Annotated in this window: 22 protein-coding genes; 19 read left to right on the top strand and 3 right to left on the bottom strand. The window is 36.0% G+C overall.

Annotated features, from left to right (window positions below; all coding sequences use genetic code 11):
* Positions 1-111: 111 nt before the first annotated feature.
* The 4 genes from PHI38_RS01055 (at position 112) to PHI38_RS01070 (ending at position 3,823) form a co-directional block, all read left to right on the top strand.
* Positions 112-1,395, top strand: a complete 1,284-nt coding sequence (locus PHI38_RS01055; protein WP_299851560.1) for an alginate export family protein — start codon at positions 112-114, stop codon at positions 1,393-1,395.
* 123 nt (positions 1,396-1,518) lie between these two features.
* Positions 1,519-2,484: a GTP 3',8-cyclase MoaA gene (moaA, locus tag PHI38_RS01060; RefSeq protein WP_299851562.1), complete on the top strand. Its 966-nt coding sequence runs from the start codon at positions 1,519-1,521 to the stop codon at positions 2,482-2,484.
* Entirely contained in the window at positions 2,484-3,242 is a 759-nt protein-coding gene (locus PHI38_RS01065; RefSeq protein WP_299851565.1) for a 7-carboxy-7-deazaguanine synthase QueE, read from the top strand. The genes moaA and PHI38_RS01065 overlap by 1 nt, the downstream gene beginning before the upstream one ends.
* Positions 3,242-3,823 carry a 6-carboxytetrahydropterin synthase gene (locus PHI38_RS01070; protein ID WP_299851568.1) on the top strand — a complete coding sequence of 194 codons (582 nt, stop codon included), beginning with the start codon at positions 3,242-3,244 and terminating at the stop codon, positions 3,821-3,823. Before PHI38_RS01065 ends, PHI38_RS01070 begins: the two co-directional genes overlap by 1 nt.
* On the opposite strand, the gene glp is transcribed toward PHI38_RS01070, so the two are convergent.
* Positions 3,803-5,029: a gephyrin-like molybdotransferase Glp gene (gene glp, locus PHI38_RS01075; RefSeq protein WP_299851571.1), complete on the bottom strand. Its 1,227-nt coding sequence runs from the start codon at positions 5,027-5,029 to the stop codon at positions 3,803-3,805. The two genes, PHI38_RS01070 and glp, sit on opposite strands and share 21 nt — an antisense overlap.
* Positions 5,030-5,066: 37 nt before the next feature.
* On the opposite strand from glp, the gene PHI38_RS01080 reads away from it, so the two are divergent.
* From PHI38_RS01080 to PHI38_RS01130, 11 genes are all read left to right on the top strand, one after another.
* On the top strand, positions 5,067-5,474 hold the full coding sequence (locus PHI38_RS01080) for a hypothetical protein (protein WP_299851573.1): 408 nt from the start codon (positions 5,067-5,069) through the stop codon (positions 5,472-5,474).
* Positions 5,465-6,142, top strand: a complete 678-nt coding sequence (locus PHI38_RS01085; protein WP_299851576.1) for a 16S rRNA (uracil(1498)-N(3))-methyltransferase — start codon at positions 5,465-5,467, stop codon at positions 6,140-6,142. Before PHI38_RS01080 ends, PHI38_RS01085 begins: the two co-directional genes overlap by 10 nt.
* Before the next feature lie 117 nt (positions 6,143-6,259).
* The gene (gene rpmE, locus PHI38_RS01090) at positions 6,260-6,460 is read left to right on the top strand and encodes a 50S ribosomal protein L31 (RefSeq protein ID WP_299851580.1); all 201 of its coding nucleotides are present in this window, start codon (positions 6,260-6,262) and stop codon (positions 6,458-6,460) included.
* Positions 6,461-6,472: 12 nt separating this feature from the next.
* Positions 6,473-7,288: a 16S rRNA (cytidine(1402)-2'-O)-methyltransferase gene (gene rsmI / locus PHI38_RS01095; RefSeq protein ID WP_299851583.1), complete on the top strand. Its 816-nt coding sequence runs from the start codon at positions 6,473-6,475 to the stop codon at positions 7,286-7,288.
* Positions 7,289-7,326: 38 nt separating this feature from the next.
* Positions 7,327-8,007 carry a 23S rRNA (guanosine(2251)-2'-O)-methyltransferase RlmB gene (rlmB, locus tag PHI38_RS01100; protein ID WP_299851586.1) on the top strand — a complete coding sequence of 227 codons (681 nt, stop codon included), beginning with the start codon at positions 7,327-7,329 and terminating at the stop codon, positions 8,005-8,007.
* Entirely contained in the window at positions 8,004-8,894 is an 891-nt protein-coding gene (locus tag PHI38_RS01105; RefSeq protein ID WP_299851589.1) for a hypothetical protein, read from the top strand. Before rlmB ends, PHI38_RS01105 begins: the two co-directional genes overlap by 4 nt.
* Positions 8,888-9,715, top strand: a complete 828-nt coding sequence (locus PHI38_RS01110; RefSeq protein WP_299851592.1) for a hypothetical protein — start codon at positions 8,888-8,890, stop codon at positions 9,713-9,715. Before PHI38_RS01105 ends, PHI38_RS01110 begins: the two co-directional genes overlap by 7 nt.
* Positions 9,716-9,783: 68 nt before the next feature.
* On the top strand, positions 9,784-11,004 hold the full coding sequence (locus tag PHI38_RS01115) for an LL-diaminopimelate aminotransferase (RefSeq protein ID WP_299851595.1): 1,221 nt from the start codon (positions 9,784-9,786) through the stop codon (positions 11,002-11,004).
* A gap of 46 nt (positions 11,005-11,050) precedes the next feature.
* The gene (locus tag PHI38_RS01120) at positions 11,051-12,313 is read left to right on the top strand and encodes a homoserine dehydrogenase (protein ID WP_299851598.1); all 1,263 of its coding nucleotides are present in this window, start codon (positions 11,051-11,053) and stop codon (positions 12,311-12,313) included.
* A gap of 6 nt (positions 12,314-12,319) precedes the next feature.
* Positions 12,320-13,048, top strand: coding sequence for an SDR family oxidoreductase (locus PHI38_RS01125; RefSeq protein WP_299851602.1), 729 nt, complete (start codon positions 12,320-12,322; stop codon positions 13,046-13,048).
* Between the two features lie 22 nt (positions 13,049-13,070).
* Positions 13,071-13,400, top strand: coding sequence for a YraN family protein (locus PHI38_RS01130; protein ID WP_299851605.1), 330 nt, complete (start codon positions 13,071-13,073; stop codon positions 13,398-13,400).
* Here the strand turns inward: PHI38_RS01130 and PHI38_RS01135 are convergent.
* Positions 13,397-13,786, bottom strand: coding sequence for a thioredoxin family protein (locus PHI38_RS01135; RefSeq protein WP_299851608.1), 390 nt, complete (start codon positions 13,784-13,786; stop codon positions 13,397-13,399). The two genes, PHI38_RS01130 and PHI38_RS01135, sit on opposite strands and share 4 nt — an antisense overlap.
* Positions 13,783-13,986: a hypothetical protein gene (locus tag PHI38_RS01140; protein WP_299851611.1), complete on the bottom strand. Its 204-nt coding sequence runs from the start codon at positions 13,984-13,986 to the stop codon at positions 13,783-13,785. Before PHI38_RS01140 ends, PHI38_RS01135 begins: the two co-directional genes overlap by 4 nt.
* A gap of 62 nt (positions 13,987-14,048) precedes the next feature.
* On the opposite strand from PHI38_RS01140, the gene PHI38_RS01145 reads away from it, so the two are divergent.
* The 4 genes from PHI38_RS01145 to maf all read left to right on the top strand — a co-directional run bounded on the left by PHI38_RS01145 (position 14,049) and on the right by maf (position 19,116).
* Complete coding sequence (locus PHI38_RS01145) at positions 14,049-15,464, top strand: aldehyde dehydrogenase family protein (protein ID WP_299851614.1); 1,416 nt, start codon at positions 14,049-14,051, stop codon at positions 15,462-15,464.
* 71 nt (positions 15,465-15,535) lie between these two features.
* On the top strand, positions 15,536-18,085 hold the full coding sequence (alaS, locus tag PHI38_RS01150) for an alanine--tRNA ligase (RefSeq protein ID WP_299851617.1): 2,550 nt from the start codon (positions 15,536-15,538) through the stop codon (positions 18,083-18,085).
* Entirely contained in the window at positions 18,085-18,567 is a 483-nt protein-coding gene (locus PHI38_RS01155) for a hypothetical protein (RefSeq protein ID WP_299851620.1), read from the top strand. Before alaS ends, PHI38_RS01155 begins: the two co-directional genes overlap by 1 nt.
* The gene (maf, locus tag PHI38_RS01160; protein WP_299851623.1) at positions 18,568-19,116 is read left to right on the top strand and encodes a septum formation inhibitor Maf; all 549 of its coding nucleotides are present in this window, start codon (positions 18,568-18,570) and stop codon (positions 19,114-19,116) included.
* Positions 19,117-19,125 lie beyond the last annotated feature (9 nt).

The following is a 19,125-nucleotide window of genomic DNA, read 5'->3' on the forward strand; positions in this document are numbered from 1 at the left end:
TTTAAACTTACTTTAAAATTTCTGGCTGTAGAATGTTCATTGTTCGAATAAATCGTATAACTTAGAGTGATATTTCACATAAAAGTTAGCAAAAAAAACTAGGAGAGTACAATGAGAAAAATGATAAAAATGTCTATGGCGGCAGTTATGATTATGGGTGTTGGTGCAGTTACTGCACAAGCAGAGGGAACAGATATCTTAACTAATATTAAAGCAAAAGGTGAAATCAGAGCTCGTTATGAGATGGTTGACCAAGACACTAAAAACAATGCAAACGCATTTACTAACCGTTTAAGTGTTGGAATCAGTGCTGATTTATTAGGAACTGACTGGTTAAGTGCGTACGCTGAGATGACTGATGTTCGTGCATTAAACGACAACTATAACAGTACTTCTAATGGAGAAACAACTCATGCTATTGTTGCTGATCCTAAGCAAACTCGTTTAACACAAGCATATCTTGATGTTAAATATGGCAAAACAAAATTCAGAGCTGGTCGTCAAATGATCAATCTTGATAATGAAAGATTTGTTGGTGCAGTTGGCTGGAGACAAATGCCACAAACATTTGATGCATACACGCTAACAGATAACTCAATTGAGAACTTAAATCTATTTGCATCTTATGTTAATCAAATAAATAGAGTATTTGATAATGATACTGGGCCATTTGCTAGAGATTGGGAGACAAGAACTCTACTTTTAAACGCTTCATATAAGGTTATGGATGAGTTAAAAGTAACTGTTTATGACTATATGATTGGTACAGGAACAGCTGGAGGAATGGGAAGTGATACTTACGGTATAGCATTAACAGGAGATATTAAAGCTGCTGATGGTGTTAAAGTAGGTTACCGTGCTGAGTATGCAAATCAAACAGATGCAACTATGGAAAATTCAGGATTTAGTAACTCAACTAGTGATGTTGATGCAGATTACATGAACTTCCAACTTAATGCTGATGTAAGTGGTTTCTTAGTTGGAGCTCAGTATGAAGTATTAAGTGGTTCAAATGGAACTGATGGAAAGACAGCATTTGCAACACCACTCGCTACACTACACGCTCATAACGGTTTCGCTGATATGTTCTTAGCTACTCCACAAGAGGGTTTAGAGGATTTAAGTATCTGTCTTGGATATAAATCAAAAGATTTCGGTATGCTAAGAGCAACATATCATGATTATACATCTGAAGTTGGAAGCACTGATTATGGTACTGAGCTTGACGTAACTTACTCAAGAGCTATTCCAGGTGTTAACAACCTAACTGGTCTTATAAAAGTTGCTGATTACAATGCAGATTCAGAAACTGCAACTTTAGGAACTGCTGGCGCTGCAAACTTAGACACTACAAAATTCTGGGCAATGTTAGATTATAAATTCGCTACAAAATAGTTAAAACTTTTTGCGCCTCTTTTATGGCGCAAAAGCCTCTTCATACAAAACCTCAAAACATTTAATTTACTTTTTACCTCCAAAAGATATAATACAAACATATAAAACAGTTTAGGAATTATTATGCTAATAGATAGCTATGAGCGTGTTGTTGACTATCTGCGCATCTCTGTAACAGAGCGCTGCAACTTTAGATGTCAATACTGTATGCCTGAAAAACCATTTTCATGGGTTCCAAAAGAGAACCTACTTACTTTTGAAGAACTTTTTTTATTTGTCAAAGTAGCGATTGATGAGGGTATAAAAAAGATACGTATTACAGGTGGAGAACCACTTCTACGAGAAGATTTAGATAAGTTTATAAAGATGATATACGATTATGCCCCGCATATAGATTTGGCGATGACTACAAATGCTTTTTTACTTAAATCTACTGCCCAAAAGCTCCGTGATGCAGGGCTTAAACGCTTAAACGTAAGTATAGATACACTAAAGCCAGAAGTAGCCCTTGCAATCGCTGGAAAAGATGTTTTAAAAAATGTTTTAGAAGGCGTAAATGAAGCACTCGCTGTTGGGTTAAAAGTAAAAGTAAACATGGTCCCTATGAAAAATATGAACGCTAATGAGATAGTGGATGTATTAGAGTACGCAAAAGAGCGTGGAATGACTATACGCTTTATAGAGTATATGGAAAATCAATATGCCTCAAAAGATATAAGCGGACTCAAATCAGATGAACTCCTATCTATGCTAAGAGAGCATTATGAGTTTGTTGATGAGGGTTATGATGGTGCTTCTCCATCGCGGTATTATAAAATGAGTGATGGATATAGATTTGGGATAATCGAGCCTTATGGAGATGATTTTTGTAAGCAATGTAATCGTATTCGCTTAACTGCTGAGGGAAATCTTATACCATGTTTGTATTTTGATGAGGCACTAAGTATCGCAAAATCAATCAAAGCTGGGGATATAGTTGCTGCTTCTGAGGTTTTAAGAGAAGTTGTCAAAAATAAACCTGAGAAAAACCGTTGGGGTGCAGATGATGGCGAAATCTCTAGCAGAGCGTTTTATGAAACGGGTGGGTGATGGTATATCTAGTAGAGCATTTCTATAGCATACAAGGTGAGGGGCGTTATGTTGGAACTCCTTCACTCTTCTTTCGCTTTGGCGGTTGCAATATGAGATGTGAAGGTTTTGGTTGCGAAGAGACTGCACCAAATGGAGAAAAAATCATAGGATGTGATACTATCTATGCGGTAAACAAAGAGCACTTTTTACAAAACTGGATTCCAATAACATCTGCAAATGAGCTTTTAAACATACTAAACTTATATGATTTGCCATTTGCTGTTGATGTTGTCTTTACTGGTGGAGAACCACTTATATATGCAAATGAGGCTCTTTTTGTAGAGTTTTTAGAGAAACTCGATGAGATGGGTCACAAAATAACTTTTGAGACAAATGGTACTTTGAGTGTTGATTTTGAGCGATATGAAGTTTACAAAAAGTGTATATTTGCACTCTCAGTAAAACTCTCAAACTCAAATGAAGCGTTTGCAAAAAGAGTAAAAGGTGAGGTTATCAGTACTATTGCACTAAATGCAAAAGAGGCTTTTTTTAAATTTTCAATTGATGCAGATTCAATTAATGCAGCATTAGAAGATGAAATCTTTGAGATAACTTCATATGCATCAAAGAGTAGTGTTTATTGTATGCCTCTTGGTGGCACAAAAGAGGAAGTAGAGGCAAATACAGAGCCTTTAGTAGAGTTTTGTAAAGCAAAAGGGTACAATTTTAGCGATAGGCTCCATATACGAATATGGGATCAAAATAGAGGTGTGTAGTGATAATAAGAAAACTTTTTAAATTTGAAAATGCGCATGTGGTTAGAGGGTGCTCCACGCTTAGATGCAGAAGTTCAATTCATGGACACTCATATAAAATAGAGCTTCTCTTTGAATCAAACTTCTTAGACAATGGACAGATGGTTTATGACTTTGGGCTTATGAAGCAAAATATGAAAGCAATCATTGATAGCTTTGATCACGCTATCACCATTTGGGATGAAGATGACAAAGAGTACATATCTTCAATGCAAAAACACTCAGCAAGATGGGTGCTTATACCTCTCTCACCATCAGCAGAACAGTTCTCAAGACTCTTTTTTGTGCTAATGGATAAGCTTTTATCACTTACAACTTCAGTAAATGGAGAAAAAGAGGTAAAGCTACACAGCGTGATAGTACATGAGACAGACACAGGCTATGCACAGGCATTTGAAGAGGACGCTTACTCAAAAAATATGGGTATTATAAACTTAGATGAGATTATATTTAGTGACGCTATAAAAGATGACTGGGTAGATAGTGACTTTTGGGATAAGATAAAAAGAGGTGAGAGGTTTTTAAACCCCACAACTGTTTAAAAGCTCTTTTTGCTCTTTTGAGTTAAAACTAAATCTTGTAGATATTATCTTAACACTGCTACCTTTTTTTAGCATCTCACACTTTTCATCAACAATGATAAACGCGTTTGATAGAGCTAATGGCATTATCATACCAGGTGAATAACTTGCATATAGTTTGAATGAAGAGCCATCAAAAAATCCAGGCATCACAGCTCTTTTGCCACTTTTTATAGCATAATCATCTGCTATCTTAGTCTCAATTGCACAGATATATTTTGCCTCATCCCCGCTAAGCGCTAAAATGATACTTTGCGCAAAGATTTCAAAGTTTAGTGCAGCTGCAAGTGGGTTTCCAGGAAGATTTAAAACAAGCGTATCTTTTATCCTACCAAATGTTGTAGGTTTCCCCGGTTTTATATCTATTTTATCAAAATAAATCTCATACCCAAAAGCGCCAAAAGCCTCTTTTGTAAAATCAGCTTCTCCTACGCTTACACCGCCTGAAGTGATTATAAGATCGCTATCAAGAGCACTTTTTATATGTTCATGTATGTCTTCAAGAGTGTCCACCGCTGTTCCTATAAAGTCAACATCGCATCCAAGCTCCTCAGCTCTTGCAAAAAATGTAGGGCTGTTTGTATTGTAGAGCTGATGTGCTTCAACACTCTCAAAGTGCATCTTTAGCTCATTTCCAGATGCAAAAATAGCCACTTTTGGCTTTTTATATACTTTTATATGGCTAATACCTTGAGATGCTAGAAGTGTTACATGGTGCGCAAATATCTTCTCCCCTTTGTGAAGTAGAGTAGAGCCACTTTTTATATCCTCAGCGCATAAGCGAATATTGCTCCCTTTTTTAACTTTATCCATCATAGTTATAGTGTTATCAAGACTCTGTACTCTCTCAAAAGCTACAACACTATCACTTCCTTTAGGGATTTTTGCACCAGTCATTATTTTGATGGCAAACCCGCTCTCTAACTCTTCAATCGAGTTATCACCTGCAAAAATTGTATGCTTTACTTTTAGGCTCATCTGCGCATCATCAGCTTTTATAGCATATCCATCCATAGCTGAATTATCATATGAAGGAAGATTGTGCAGAGCTATCACATCTTGTGCTAGAACATATCCAAGAGCATTCTCAATAGGTATGATTTTTAGTGATTTTGGTACAGTGTGTTTGTAGATAAGTTGTAGTGCTTCTTCTATTGAGGTAGCCATATTTCTTCTTTTTGCATTTTTATTGTAACATTTCGGCATGAATGAAATGTATGATATGAGTATTGTAACACATAACTGGGGTGTTATGGCGGTTTTGGCTGTGATTTTTATAAATATTTTAATGCTCTTTGGTATAAAAAGCAGCGCAAAATACACAAGAGCCAACTCCCTTTTTGCACCCATTGTTGGAACTGTAATTGGTATGGTAATCTTTACTGGCGTTATTATGATGGCTTCTAAACATTTAGATTTTACTATTGAGAACATTGCGATGATACTCTTTGCTACAATCTTTATATATCTTGAAGCAAAGCGCTCTAAAAGGCTAAAGAGAGTAAGTGTAAAAGATGAAAAGACGTTTTTAAAATATAGAGCGGAGGCGCTTAAAATCCTTCTTACAGAGATAGTAGTTGTGCTTAGCATCTCTCTTTGGATGTGGATTTGATATATATACTTGATGATGAAGCAGGTAAAGAAACACTTCACGTAAGGGCTGAGTTATATAAATATCTGATTAAAGTACGCCGTCATAAAGAGGGTGATATTTTACACTTCAGAGCTAGAGTTGATCTAAGACCCCTACATACTTACAAGCTAGAGAGCCTTGAGCCAAGAAGTGCCGAGCTTACTCTAATCTCTTCAGAGATAAAAGAGGTTAAAAGTTCAAAAAATCTTCATATAGGTTGGTGCACGATAGACTCAAATGCTATCGAAAAGGTTCTTCCTTCTCTTTGTGAGATAGGAGTACAGAGGATAACTTTTATCTCATGCGAGAGAAGCCAGAAAAATTTCAAACTAGATTTTAAAAGGTTTGAGCGACTGCTTGAAGCTTCAATGCAACAGAGTGGCAGAAGTAACTATATAGAGTTTGATACATGTAAAAGTGTAAAAGAGTTTATAGCAAAACACCCAGATACAAAAGTTTTTGATTTTTGTGATAACACCCTCGCAGATTATAGTGATATAAGTACAGTTCTTATTGGATGTGAGGGAGGGTTTTCGCCAAATGAGAGAGAGATTTTTAAATCTTTAGGGAGTTTTAGACTAGATACCCCTATGGTTTTACGCTCAGAGAGTGCGACTTTGGCAGTTGCAAGTAAAATTCTACTATAACACTTTATTTAAATTAAGATAAATCTAGTTATAATGCCACTCTTAAAAATCCGCCCCCATACGGATTTAAAAAATATATAGATATTCGCAAACTACCGAGTATCAAAAGGCAAAAAGATGAAAAAAGATATTCACCCAAAATTAGTAGCATGTACTGTTACATGTTCATGCGGAAACAGTTTTATAACTGAAGGTCAAAAAGATGAGATGAGAATTGACATCTGTAATGAGTGTCACCCGTTCTTTACAGGTTCTGAGAGAATGGTAGATACTGCTGGAAGAATTGACAAGTTCAAGAAGCGTTACGCTAACAACTAGTCAAGATTTTTCTTGCTCACATTAGTTCCAACCCCCATTGGAAATATAGGCGACATATCACTTAGAGCTATCGAAGCTCTAAGTAGCGCCGACACACTTCTTTGTGAAGATACAAGAGTCACAAAAAAACTTATCCAAATCCTCAAAGAGCGATACAACACCACTTTTAAAGACGAACAAAATTTCATTTCACTCCACTCCCACAATGAAAAAGAGTTTATAGAAAAGCTCGACATATCTTTTTTTGATCAAAATATTATCTACGCTAGTGATGCAGGGATGCCTGGAATAAGCGATCCTGGACAACTTCTTGTAAAGTATTGTCAAGAAAACAGTATAAAATACGATGTCCTCCCTGGTGCAAATGCTCTTCTTACGGCTTTTGTTGCGAGTGGATTTGTTGATACAAAAATGCTTTTTTGGGGATTTTTGCCTCATAAAGGTAAAGATAGAGAACTCTCACTCCAAGGTGCGCTAAATAGTGGGTTTACAACAATTCTTTATGAATCGCCACATAGACTAGATAAACTCTTAAGTGAGCTTTTAACAAAAGAGCCTTCGCGAAAAATATTTTTAGCAAAAGAGCTTACTAAAAAGTATCAAAAATATTATTTTGGAACAGCTGATGAGATTAAGAGTAAAGTTGATGAAAACTTAAGAGGCGAGTGGGTTGTAGTAATTGAGGCTTCTAAAGCTCATAATAGCTCAGCAATAAGTCAGAGTGATATTTTAGAGCTTGATTTACCAAAAAAAGTCCAAGCCAAACTAATCAGCAAAATAACTAATGAAAATACAAAAGCTTGTTACGAGAGATTGTTACATCTCTAAATGTACACTATTTTAATAATTTTGGATAAAATACCCACATGTTAATTTACGCAAAACAACCAATAAACTACATCATACAAAATCATCCCTCTAAGATAAAGACGCTTTATCTTGCAAAAGAGATGGATAAAAAAGAGTACTCACGCCTAATGAAAATAGGTTTTGAGATAAAAAGAATCCCCGCTGATGCAGCTGGAAAGATGTGTAAAAATGCTTCACATCAAGGTATATTAGCTGAAGTTGATGAGTATGTGCTTCATAACTATAAAGCATTTTTAAACTATGAGTTTGTACTTGTGCTCTCTGGACTTACTGACGTTGGTAACATAGGTGCAATTATTAGAACAGCGTATGCTCTTGGAGTTGATGGAGTAGTTGCTTGTGGAGTAAAATCGCTTCCACTTGAAGCTATTGTTCGAACAAGCACTGGTGCGCTCTTTGATATGCCTTTTGCGATAGAGCAAAATGTACATGATGTTTTAAATGATCTCAAAATGTCAGGATTTACTACTTATGGCGCAGATATGGGTGCACAAGATATCCGCGATGTTAAAATAAAGCAAAAGAGAGCACTCTTTTTAGGCGGTGAAGGAGAGGGTCTTACTCAAAGAGTAAGCTCAAAACTTGATGAGGTTGTTAGCATAAAAATGTCACATGAATTTGATTCTTTAAATGTAAGTGTTGCAGGAGCTATATTGATGGACAGGATGAGAAAATGAGTATTGGTATCGATAAGTTAAAGAAAATTGGTGTTCAAAAAATTCATGAGAATACTCATATTTCAAGAGCGCATATAGAGGCTATTTTTCAAGAAAATTTTGAAGACATGCATAACAAAGTCCAACTTAATGGGTTTTTATCAATACTTGAGAGAGAGTATGGAGTAGATTTGAGTGACTTGAAGTCAAAAGCAAATGAGCATTTTGAACATGTTGCAAAATATACGCAAATTCAAACCTCAACAACAAACCTATTTTTGGTAGACAATAAAAAGAAAAAAGCAACATTTTTCTATATAGCTCTTGGTATTGTTATTTTTATTCTCTTTGCATATTTGAATACAAATATTACAAAAGATGAGCCAGCTATAAGTGAAGAAAGTAGTAAAGTTGCGGTGGCTTTAGTTGAAGAAAATACCACAATTACAGATGAAAACAGCAGCTTGATAGAACACAACCAAACAAACATAGAAGAGATAGAAGAAGTTTTAATAAAAAATACACAAGAGACACAAGAAAAAGTTCAAGAAGTACCAAAAGAAGAAATTAAAGAAGTAATAAGAGAAGTGCCTCAAAAAAAAGCTTCTCTAGACTCAGAAGTTAAATCAACACTACTGAAAATTACTCCAAAAAGTAAAGTTTGGATAGGATATATTAATTTAAATACAGGCGAAAAATCACAGACGGTTTCTTCAGATAAGTTATCTTTAGACGCTAGCAAAGATTGGCTTTTGACATTTGGGCATGGTCATTTAGACATAGAAGTAAATGGTAAACTCCATCAGTATCAAACAGCAAAAAACTTAAGATTTATGTATAAAGATGGCGAGTTAAAAGAGCTAAGTTTTGATGAGTTCAAAGAGCTAAACAGCGGCAAATTATGGTAAAAATAATTGTTCTATTAGCGTTTTTATTATCCTCTTTAACTGCACAAGATCTTCTTATAAAAAAGATTCAAAATTTAGTGCATCCAAAAACATTTGCTAAAGATAGAGCTTTTATAGAGACTATATTCTCACCAAAGAGTGAGTTTTATAAATATAATGGAGAAGTCGATTCCATAAAGGTTATAAAAACGTTAAAAGACAATGGTATATTAAATCTATTTTTTAAAAAACCTCGTGATATAAATATAAGCTTTAAAACTACTGGTGATGACCTCTTTTTTATAAAAATCATGAGTGATGCTCTTCAAAACATAGGATATTATAAGTATATGACAAAGGAGTCTAGCTTTGATGGAGTAGAGTTTATGTGGAAAATAAATCTAACATCAGAATACGCAGCAGATCCGATAATCCTCTCTCAAGAACTCAAAAAAAATGGTTGCCAAATCATTGACGTTGTACGTGATAATGAGAGTGATTGGAGTTATGTGATAGATATGAAAGATGCAAGATTAAATGTGAGTGTACTAGAAGGTGGAGTTGAGTTTAGCCTAAAACGCTCGCTTTATGCTTATTGGCTTGATGTTTCAAAAATCCAGACACTAGATATTACTAGTTCACTAAGAAATGATTGGTACCCATATATTGCATTTTATGATAAGTCACTAAAGCTTCTTAGTGTAATAAAGCTTGATACTAAAAAAACAAATATAACTCTAGATATCAACAGCGACGTTTATTATATAAAAATATCAGATATTTACACTCTTAAAAATATTAAAGATGACTTGGTTTTATTGCCTCTGCAGAGAAAATATTAAGGATTTGATAAACGTAATTCTGAATTTTTTTCGATAGAATGTCGTTAATTATTTGAGTAGGAAAAATCATGTTTGATGAGATACAGTTTGATAGAATGAAACGATTACCAAAGTACGTTTTTGCTGAGGTAAATGAGTTAAAGATGGCTGAGAGAAGAGCTGGTGTTGATGTTATAGATTTTTCTATGGGAAATCCAGATGGCGATACTCCTGAGCATATTAGAGAGAAGCTAATAGAGTCTGCACAAAAGACGAGAACGCATGGATACTCTGTTTCAAAAGGTATCCCAAAACTTTTACTGGCAATTGCTGATTGGTACAAAAGAAGATATGACTGCGATTTAGATCCAGCAACTGAGTGCGTAGCAACTATGGGCTCAAAAGAGGGTTATGCACATCTAGCTTACGCTATTACTAATCCTGGCGATGTTGCAATCGTACCAGATCCTACATATCCGATACATGAGTACTCTTTTATTCTTGCTGGTGGAAATGTTGCAAAGTTTGGAATTGAGTTTGATGAAGATTATAAACTAAATGAAGATAAATTTTTTGAAGATTTAGATAGAGTTTTTAAAGAAACTTCTCCAAAACCAAAATTTGTTCTTGTAAACTTTCCACATAACCCAACTACAGCAACTGTAACACAAGATTTCTACGTTCGCCTTGTTGCTATGGCTAAAGAGAAAAGATTTTATGTTATTAGCGATATTGCTTATGGAGATATAACTTTTGATGGTTATGTAACTCCATCTATCATGAGTGTTGAAGGGGCAAAAGATGTTGCAGTTGAGAGTTTTACACTCTCTAAAAGCTACAATATGGCAGGTTGGCGTGTTGGTTTCTTTGTAGGAAACAAAAAACTAATCGGTGCACTTCAAAAGATAAAATCATGGTTAGATTATGGAATGTTTACGCCTATCCAAGTTGCGGCTACTATCGCGCTAAATGGAGATCAGCAGTGCGTAAAAGATATAACAGACAAGTACAACCACCGTCAAGAGGTTCTTCTTGATGCATTTGATAGAGCTGGTTGGCATATCAAAAAAAATCAAGCAAGTATGTTTGTTTGGGCTAAGATACCTGAATATTGTGTTCACTTAGGCTCACTAGAGTTCTCAAAAAGACTTCTAAAAGAGGCTGGCGTTGCAGTTGCTCCAGGGATTGGTTTTGGTGTTTATGGAGATGAGTATGTTCGTATTGCACTTATAGAAAATGATAACCGTATCCGCCAAGCAGCAAGAAATATAAAAGAGTTTTTAAAACAGTTTCAAGATAAAGCAGAGTAAAAGAGTACTAAAACAGAGTAGAAGATAATAGAGATGGAGAAGTAGCATGATAAAAGTTGGAATAATCGGTGTAGGCACTGTTGGAAGCAGTGTTGTAAATATACTCAGAGAAAACGCCGATGTTATCTCCGCTCGTGCTGGTGTTGATATAGTAGTGAAGAGTGGCGTAGTAAAAGATCTAAGTAAAGATAGAAGTCATTTGGGAATAAAACTTAGCGACAATGTTGATGATATTTTAGATGATAAAGAGATTGATGTTGTAGTTGAGCTTATGGGTGGAGTCGAAGAGGCTTTTGAGGTTGTAAAAAAGGCTCTAAGAAACTCAAAAGCAGTTGTAACGGCAAACAAAGCTCTTCTGGCTTATCATCGTTATGAGCTAGCAGATATTGCAAAAGATATAGCTTTTGAGTATGAGGCGAGTGTTGCTGGTGGTATCCCTATCATTAACGCACTACGTGATGGGCTCTCAGCTAATCATATAGAGTCAATCATGGGTATCATGAATGGTACATGTAACTACATGTTAACTAAGATGACAAATGATGGCGTTGCTTATGATGATATCTTAAAAGAAGCGCAAGAGTTAGGTTACGCAGAAGCTGATCCAACCTTTGATGTTGGTGGGTTTGATACAGCGCACAAGCTTCTTATATTAGCAAGTATCGCTTATGGTATAGATGCAAAGCCAGAAGATATATTAATCGAGGGGATAGAAAATATCTCTAGAGATGATATCGCTTTTGCTAAAGAGTTTGGATATGTTATCAAGCTTCTTGGAATCGCAAAAAAAGATAAAAATGAGGTTGAACTTAGAGTTCATGCCTCTTTAATAAAAAAAGATGCGATGATAGCAAAGATTGATGGTGTTATGAATGCAATTAGCGTGGTTGGAGACAAAGTTGGCGAGACTCTTTACTATGGAGCTGGAGCTGGTGGAGACGCAACTGCTAGCGCTGTTGTTGCCAACATCATAGATATAGCAAGAAGTGGAAAGAGCAAACCAATGTTAGGTTTTGATAGACCAATGGAGGGTAAACTCACTCTAAAGGCTGCTGGGGATATAGAGTCAAAATACTATCTACGTATAAATGTCTCAGATAAGATTGGTGTTTTGGCACGAATTACAAAAATATTTGAAGAGAATGCTATATCAATAGAAGCAGTTCTTCAAAGACAATCTTCTATAGAGAGCGCAAACCTTCTAATCTCTACTCATAAAGCATATGAACATGATATTCAAAACCTAATTTTATCTTTAGAAAAACTAGAGTTTGCAAACTCAAAACCTGTGATGATTAGAATAGTATAAAAAAAGTTGAAGATCCTAGTCACTGGAGCGAGTAGCGGAATAGGCGAGGCTTTGGCTAGGCTTTACGCTAAAGATGGACATGATTTAGTTCTTCTTGCTCGCAGAGAAGATAGACTAGAAATATTAAAATCAGAACTTATAGAGGCAAAAAGTGTTGAGTTAGTTGTAGTTGATGTTATCGACTTTGAGTTGCTTCAAAAGAAGATAAAACTTGTAAGTGATATCGACATGGTTATACTCAACGCTGGTGCATCTCTTGGACACTCTTTAGAAATTACTCCTTTTTGCGACTTTAAAAAACTCTACGATATAAATCTTCTCTCAAATCATGCTATTTTAGAAGTTCTTTTGCCACAATTTTGTGCTAAAAAAAGTGGAAAGATTGTCTTTATCTCATCTTTAGCTTCACTTATATTTATGCCAACCTCAGTTGCTTATAGCTCTTCAAAAAGAGCCTTAAATGCTTATGCAGAGGGTATGAGATATAAATATAAAAATGATGGAATCAAAGTTATAAATATTTTACCAGGATTTATAAAAAGTGAGATGACGGATAAAAACAGCTTTAAGATGCCGTTTTTTCTAAGTACCGAAAATGGGGCGAAGAGAATTTATGATGCAATTAAAAAAGAGAAGATTTTTTATCCATTTCCACTTAGATTTTATTTAATCATCTCTCTTTTTAAGCTGCTTCCGCAATTTTTAAGAGATAAGATTGTAAATTTGTTGCTTTAAAAGTAGGGATGGTAAATATTAGATGAGCAGAGCTAAAGGAAATGTGGCCGAAGATAAAGCTTCACTGTTTTTATTAGAAAATGGATATACGATACTTCAAAGAAACTTCTACTCACGTTTTGGAGAGATAGATATAATCGCGTATAAAGATGAAGTTTTGCATTTTGTAGAGGTTAAGAGTGCCCTTGATTATGAGCTTGCAGTTCAAAATATAACAAAGAGTAAACTCTCAAAACTAATAAGAACTGGCGATGTCTATCTTAAAAAAAATGCCCTAAACGTGGACTATATGTACGACGCAGTTATAGTTACGCCTGAGAATATTTGTCATTTACAAAACATCACTCTTTAGTTTTTAAGTTCAACCTCTTCAAGAAGAGCAAAAAAACCATCAGGTTCTCTACTACCTCTATCTTCATGAATTATCTCGCCCTTATTTGTCAAGAAGTAGTGTCTAGGTACTCCTTGAACTTCAAATTTTTTTGGGATATTGTGTCTATCTCTTGACATATAAAGAAGTATATATTCCTCTTCTAATCTTAAAATAACTTCGTCTTTTGAGAGTGTCATCTCTTTAAATCTATCACACCATCTGCACTCATCAGCCCCAATGAAGAGATAAACCTCTTTGTTCTGCTCTTTAGCTTGTTTAATTGCTTCATCGTAATCATGTAGCCACTTTAAATCAGCACTAAAAAGGCTGGAGAGTATTAAAAGAAGAGAAAATATGTGCTTCATGCATATATGTCTAAGAGTTTTTCTGGAGATTTTACCTTTTGGCTCTCTTGCACATTTTTTGATTCTAGTGAAGTGCTCTTTTCATCAGAACTACTCTTAGCATCTGACTCTTTAGCTTTTGAGTTTGTACTTGTCTCGGCTCTTCCAACTTGAACTTGACTTGAATAAGGTGACTGAAATAAATAGCGAGTTACTTCCATAACATCCTCCTTTTTCTTTTTATAATATAATAACATAAAATAAAAAAGAGTTGGAGATTTGTATGATAGCAAATGTATATTTTGGCTCATCTGAGCAGACAAAAGAGAATCTTGGCAATAGAATAAATCCCTATAATGGAGAGATTGCCTCACAGTATACAAAGTGTGATGCAAATGATGCACAAAAAGCTCTTGGTATTGCACTTCTTGCATCAAAAGAGGCTGCAAAAACAACCATTGCTCAAAGATGCTCTTGGCTTTTAGATGTTGCTATCAAACTAAGAGAGGCTAAAGAAGATATAGCAAAAACCATAACAGATGAGGTTGGAAAGCCTATAACTTACTCAAGGATAGAAGTTGAGCGCTGCATTGAGACTGTAAGACTAGCTGCTGAGACTATGCGAACTATGCATGGAGAGACTATAAACACAGACGCTTTTGCTTCTGGTAAAAAAACAATCTCCTATTTTTCGAGGGTTCCTTGTGGTGTTGTTGTGGCTATCACCCCTTTTAATTTTCCACTAAATCTTATAGCGCATAAACTAGCTCCAGCACTTGTTGCTGGAAATGCTGTTGTGCTCAAACCGACTCCAGAAGCTCCACTCACCGCTTATAAGTTTGTAAAGCTCTTTATTGAGAGTGAGTTTGCTATCAAAGATGCTCTTAGTGTTGTTTATGGAGACGCAGATGTTGGTAGCGCACTAGTCTCAAGCGAGATACCTAGAGTTATCAGCTTCACTGGCAGTGTAGGAGTTGGAGAGATTATAACAAAGAGCGCAGGGATAAAAAAAATCTCACTGGAGCTTGGAGGAAATGCGGCAACATTTATAGATAAGAGCGCTGATTTAGACCTTGCAGCTCAAAGATGTGCAATAGGTGCTTTTGTAAACTCAGGACAAGTTTGTATCTCACTTCAGCGTATATATGTTCACGAGGAAATTTATAGTGAATTTGCTTCAAAAATTGCTGAGGCAACTAAAAAGTTAGTTGTAGGTTCACCTTATAATGAAGATACTTTTATGGGTCCTCTTGTTAATGATGAAGCAGCACTTAGAGCCATGGAGTGGGTACAAAGTGCTATAAAAGAGGGTGCAACTCCAATGCTTCTTCCTCGCGTTGAGGGGAGAGTTTTTTATCCTTGTGTTATGGCTGATGTAAAAGAGGATATGGCGATAGTGTGTCAAGAGGTTTTTGCACCAATTGTTTCTTTGATAAAAGTAAAGAGTTTTGATGAAGCTCTGCCTTTGATGAATAATTCCCCTTATGGGCTACAGTTTTCAATCTTTACAAATGATTTGGCTCTTAGTAAAAGAGCGATAAATGAGCTTGATGCTGGAGGAATTGTAATCAACGACATGCCAACACTACGCTTTGATATTCAACCATACGGTGGAGTAAAATTAAGCGGCGTAGGTCGAGAAGGCCCAAGATTTGCGATAGAAGAGATGAGTGAAATAAAGAGTGTTATCATTTGTTAAACTCTTATTTTAAATACCTTCGTTGCAATTTTTGGATATAATCGCGTAACTTTACAATAAGAGATATTTTTATGGATATAAGAGAAGAGTTTTTAAGATTTTTCGAGTCAAAAAACCACGATAGAGTAGCGAGTGCTCCGCTTGTTCCAGATGATGCAACGCTACTTTTTAATAACGCAGGAATGGTTCCTTTTAAGTCTATTTTTACAGGTGAAGTGCCAGCTCCTGCTAATCCTCGCGCTGTTTCATGCCAGACATGTATAAGAGCTGGTGGAAAGCATAACGACCTTGAAAATGTAGGCTACACTGCAAGACACCACACTTTTTTTGAGATGCTTGGAAACTTTAGTTTTGGTAACTATTTTAAAGAAGATGCAATTGATTATGCTTGGGAATTTATAACTGGGGTTTTAAAATTTCCAAAAGAGAAGCTATGGGTTACTGTTCATGAGGGCGATGATGAGGCGGAGCTTCTTTGGCAGAAGCATGTAAGCCTTGATAGAATTATGCGTCTTGGAGATAAAGATAACTTCTGGCAGATGGGCGATACTGGACCTTGTGGGCCATGTAGTGAGATCTTTTTTGATCAAGGTGCCGAGGAGTTTAGCGGTCCTGAAGATTACATGGGTGGAGATGGCGATAGATTTTTAGAGATCTGGAACTTAGTTTTCATGCAGTATGAAAGAAGCAGTGACGGTACTCTTACACCTCTTCCAAAACCATCAATTGACACGGGTATGGGCTTAGAGCGTGTTGTGGCAATTAGCGAGGGAGTAAGTAGTAACTACTCATCATCACTATTTATGCCAATCATCAAAAAGGTTGAAACGCTTATTGGGCAAAAGTATGTTTACTCAACTGGAGCGTCATATAGAGTTATAGCTGATCACATTAGAACAGCTCTGTTTTTACTTGCTCAAGGTGTAAACTTCTCAAACGAGGGAAGAGGTTATGTTCTTCGCCGTATCCTTCGCCGCGCTGTAAGACATGGCTATCTTTTGGGCTTTAGTAAGCCTTTTATGTTTAAGCTTGTGGATAGTGTTGTTAAGATTATGGGTAGTGAGTATGACTATTTAGCACCAAAAGCAAATGCTATAAAAGAGCAGATAGAGCTTGAAGAGGCAAGATTTTTCAAAACTATCGCTTCAGGTATTGAGTTATTTAATGCTGAACTTGAGAACACTAAAGAGATATTTAGTGGAGAAGTGGCGTTTAAACTTTATGATACTTTTGGTTTTCCACTGGATTTGACAGAGGATATGTTAAGAGAGAAGAACTTAAAACTTGACTCTGATAAATTTGAAGAGTTGATGCAAGAACAACGTTCTCGTGCAAAAGCTGCTTGGAAAGGTAGCGGAGATGACGCTGTTCATGGAGACTTTAAAGAGATTTTAGAGAAGTTTGGTGAGAACAGCTTTGTTGGTTATGAGAGTACAAAACATAAAAGTAAAGTTTTAGCTCTTCTTGATGAGAACTATAAACACACTGATAAATTATCAGCTGGCTCTAATGGCTGGGTGTTTTTAAACTCAACACCATTTTATGCTCAAAGTGGTGGACAGTGCGGAGATAGCGGCTCTCTTGATGGTTTTGCAAAAGTCCTTGATACTAAAAAGTTTTTTGGTTTGAATCTATCTCAAATCACCGCAGATAAAGAGTTAAAAGTTGGAGATGAGGTTGAAGCAGTTGTTGATATCTCAAGAGGCGAGATAACAAAACATCACTCAGCAACTCACCTTTTACATGCAGTTTTATTTGATGTTTTAGGAGACCATATCTCTCAAGCGGGCTCACTTGTTGAAGCTTCAAGACTGAGATTTGACTTCTCTCATCCAAAAGCAATCTCTAGTGAAGAGTTAAGCGAGATTGAGCGCAGAGTAAATTATGAAATCATGCGTGGAATTAGTGCCAATACAGAAGTTATGAGTATAGAAGAAGCTAAAAAATCTGGTGCAAAAGCTCAGTTTGGCGAGAAGTACGGTGATGAGGTTAGAGTTGTAAGTTTTGGGGACGCAAGTATCGAATTTTGTGGTGGCGTGCATGTACAAAATAGTGCAAACATTGGCTCTTTTATCATCACAAAAGAGAGCGGTGTAAGTGCTGGTGTTAGACGTATAGAAGCTGTGTGTGGAAATGCGGCATATAACTACTTTGTGGAGCAAAGAGAGCTTGTAAGAGAAGTTGAGTCGGAAGTTAAAAACTTAGATATTTTAGCTGGTGTTGCGAGATTAAAAGCAAATGTAGTTGAACTAAAAAAAGAGCTTCATGATGCACAGAGTAGTATAAAAACAGATATAAAAGTTGAGTCTATTAACGGTGTTAGTGTCGTGGTTGATGAACTTACAAGTGGTGATATAAAAGAGAAGATAGATGAGCTTAAAAACCAACATGAGAAGCTTTGCGCAATTTTGTTTCAAGTAAAAGATGACAAAGTTATGATGGCGGCTGGTGTTAAAGACTCTAGTGCAAAAGCTGGAGATTGGATTAAACATATCGCTCCACTTTTAGGCGGTGGCGGTGGTGGAAGAGCAGACTTTGCTCAAGCTGGTGGAAAAGATATTTCAAAACTAAAAGAAGCAAAAACTGAGGCAATGAGATATATAAGAGAGGTACTTTCATAATGCAAGATATATTTTTAGAGTATAAAGTAGTTATAGTTTTTTTACATGTAATGAGTGCCGTTATATGGGTTGGTGGAATGATTGCTATGCGCTACGCGGCTCATCACTCATTTTTGGAGATAGAGTCACCTATGAAGCGCTTAGAACACGTTGCTCACGCACTTAAGAGACTCTTTATCATAGTTATTCCGTTTGTAATCATACTTCTTATAACAGCTATTTTTATGGTTAAGGGATATGGACTCTCACAAAGTGGGTTTTCTTCTATATCTTACTTAAAAGAGGCTATTTGGAGCATCATGTTTGTTAATCTTATAATTATGATTTTAAGAAGAAATAGAGGTGAGAGATTTTTAAATGAGGGTAATGTAGTAGGTGCCAAAGGGCAGATAGAACTTATTGGAAAAGTTATGGTTCCACTAAATATAGTGCTTGGAATATTGGCAATATTTTTAGGAACATATCTCTCAAGTAATCTTTAAATGATAAGACTTGCTTCATCATCACCCACTAGAGCAAAACTTCTGCAAAGCGCAGGGATAGAGTTTGTGCAAGAGTGTGTTGATTTTGATGAAGACAAGATTATCGCTACTTCTGCAAAAAACTTTGTTTATAAAGCAACTCTTGGAAAATTTGAAGCAAATCTAAAGGCATTTGGATACGAAGATTTTCCTCTTTTAGTTGCTGATACAGTTGTTACTTCTAGTGGTCAAATACTTAGAAAAGCAAGATGTGCTGATGAGGCACGAAATATCTTAATGACACAGAGCCAGAGTGTTACTAGCATCATTACATGTATGATTTTTCAGTCATGTGAGATGAACATTATTGATATATCTAAGACTGAGTATCTTTTTGATGCCTTTGATATGAATGATGTTGAGAGTTATCTCTCTAGCGGAGAGTGGCGCGGTAAAGCTGGGGCTTGTATGGTTGAGGGCTTTTGTAAAAAGTATATCAAAAGTACAAAAGGGTATGAGAGTACCGCCATGGGTTTAAATACAGATCTTCTAAGGAGATTCCTATTTTAAAACTTAACA

Source organism: Sulfurimonas sp. (assembly GCF_028694895.1).
Lineage (GTDB): Bacteria > Campylobacterota > Campylobacteria > Campylobacterales > Sulfurimonadaceae > Sulfurimonas.

What these genes read in the sequence shown, in the direction of transcription:
- PHI38_RS01140 (WP_299851611.1), bottom strand. Translation starts at nt 13,986, where the DNA reads ATGGAAGTAACTCGCTATTTATTTCAGTCACCTTATTCAAGTCAAGTT.
- moaA (WP_299851562.1), top strand. Translation starts at nt 1,519, where the DNA reads ATGCTAATAGATAGCTATGAGCGTGTTGTTGACTATCTGCGCATCTCT.
- PHI38_RS01135 (WP_299851608.1), bottom strand. Translation starts at nt 13,786, where the DNA reads ATGAAGCACATATTTTCTCTTCTTTTAATACTCTCCAGCCTTTTTAGT.
- PHI38_RS01110 (WP_299851592.1), top strand. Translation starts at nt 8,888, where the DNA reads ATGGTAAAAATAATTGTTCTATTAGCGTTTTTATTATCCTCTTTAACT.
- PHI38_RS01120 (WP_299851598.1), top strand. Translation starts at nt 11,051, where the DNA reads ATGATAAAAGTTGGAATAATCGGTGTAGGCACTGTTGGAAGCAGTGTT.
- PHI38_RS01130 (WP_299851605.1), top strand. Translation starts at nt 13,071, where the DNA reads ATGAGCAGAGCTAAAGGAAATGTGGCCGAAGATAAAGCTTCACTGTTT.
- PHI38_RS01115 (WP_299851595.1), top strand. Translation starts at nt 9,784, where the DNA reads ATGTTTGATGAGATACAGTTTGATAGAATGAAACGATTACCAAAGTAC.
- PHI38_RS01105 (WP_299851589.1), top strand. Translation starts at nt 8,004, where the DNA reads ATGAGTATTGGTATCGATAAGTTAAAGAAAATTGGTGTTCAAAAAATT.
- PHI38_RS01145 (WP_299851614.1), top strand. Translation starts at nt 14,049, where the DNA reads ATGATAGCAAATGTATATTTTGGCTCATCTGAGCAGACAAAAGAGAAT.
- PHI38_RS01065 (WP_299851565.1), top strand. Translation starts at nt 2,484, where the DNA reads ATGGTATATCTAGTAGAGCATTTCTATAGCATACAAGGTGAGGGGCGT.
- rlmB (WP_299851586.1), top strand. Translation starts at nt 7,327, where the DNA reads ATGTTAATTTACGCAAAACAACCAATAAACTACATCATACAAAATCAT.
- PHI38_RS01155 (WP_299851620.1), top strand. Translation starts at nt 18,085, where the DNA reads ATGCAAGATATATTTTTAGAGTATAAAGTAGTTATAGTTTTTTTACAT.
- PHI38_RS01055 (WP_299851560.1), top strand. Translation starts at nt 112, where the DNA reads ATGAGAAAAATGATAAAAATGTCTATGGCGGCAGTTATGATTATGGGT.
- rpmE (WP_299851580.1), top strand. Translation starts at nt 6,260, where the DNA reads ATGAAAAAAGATATTCACCCAAAATTAGTAGCATGTACTGTTACATGT.
- glp (WP_299851571.1), bottom strand. Translation starts at nt 5,029, where the DNA reads ATGGCTACCTCAATAGAAGAAGCACTACAACTTATCTACAAACACACT.
- maf (WP_299851623.1), top strand. Translation starts at nt 18,568, where the DNA reads ATGATAAGACTTGCTTCATCATCACCCACTAGAGCAAAACTTCTGCAA.
- alaS (WP_299851617.1), top strand. Translation starts at nt 15,536, where the DNA reads ATGGATATAAGAGAAGAGTTTTTAAGATTTTTCGAGTCAAAAAACCAC.
- PHI38_RS01080 (WP_299851573.1), top strand. Translation starts at nt 5,067, where the DNA reads ATGAATGAAATGTATGATATGAGTATTGTAACACATAACTGGGGTGTT.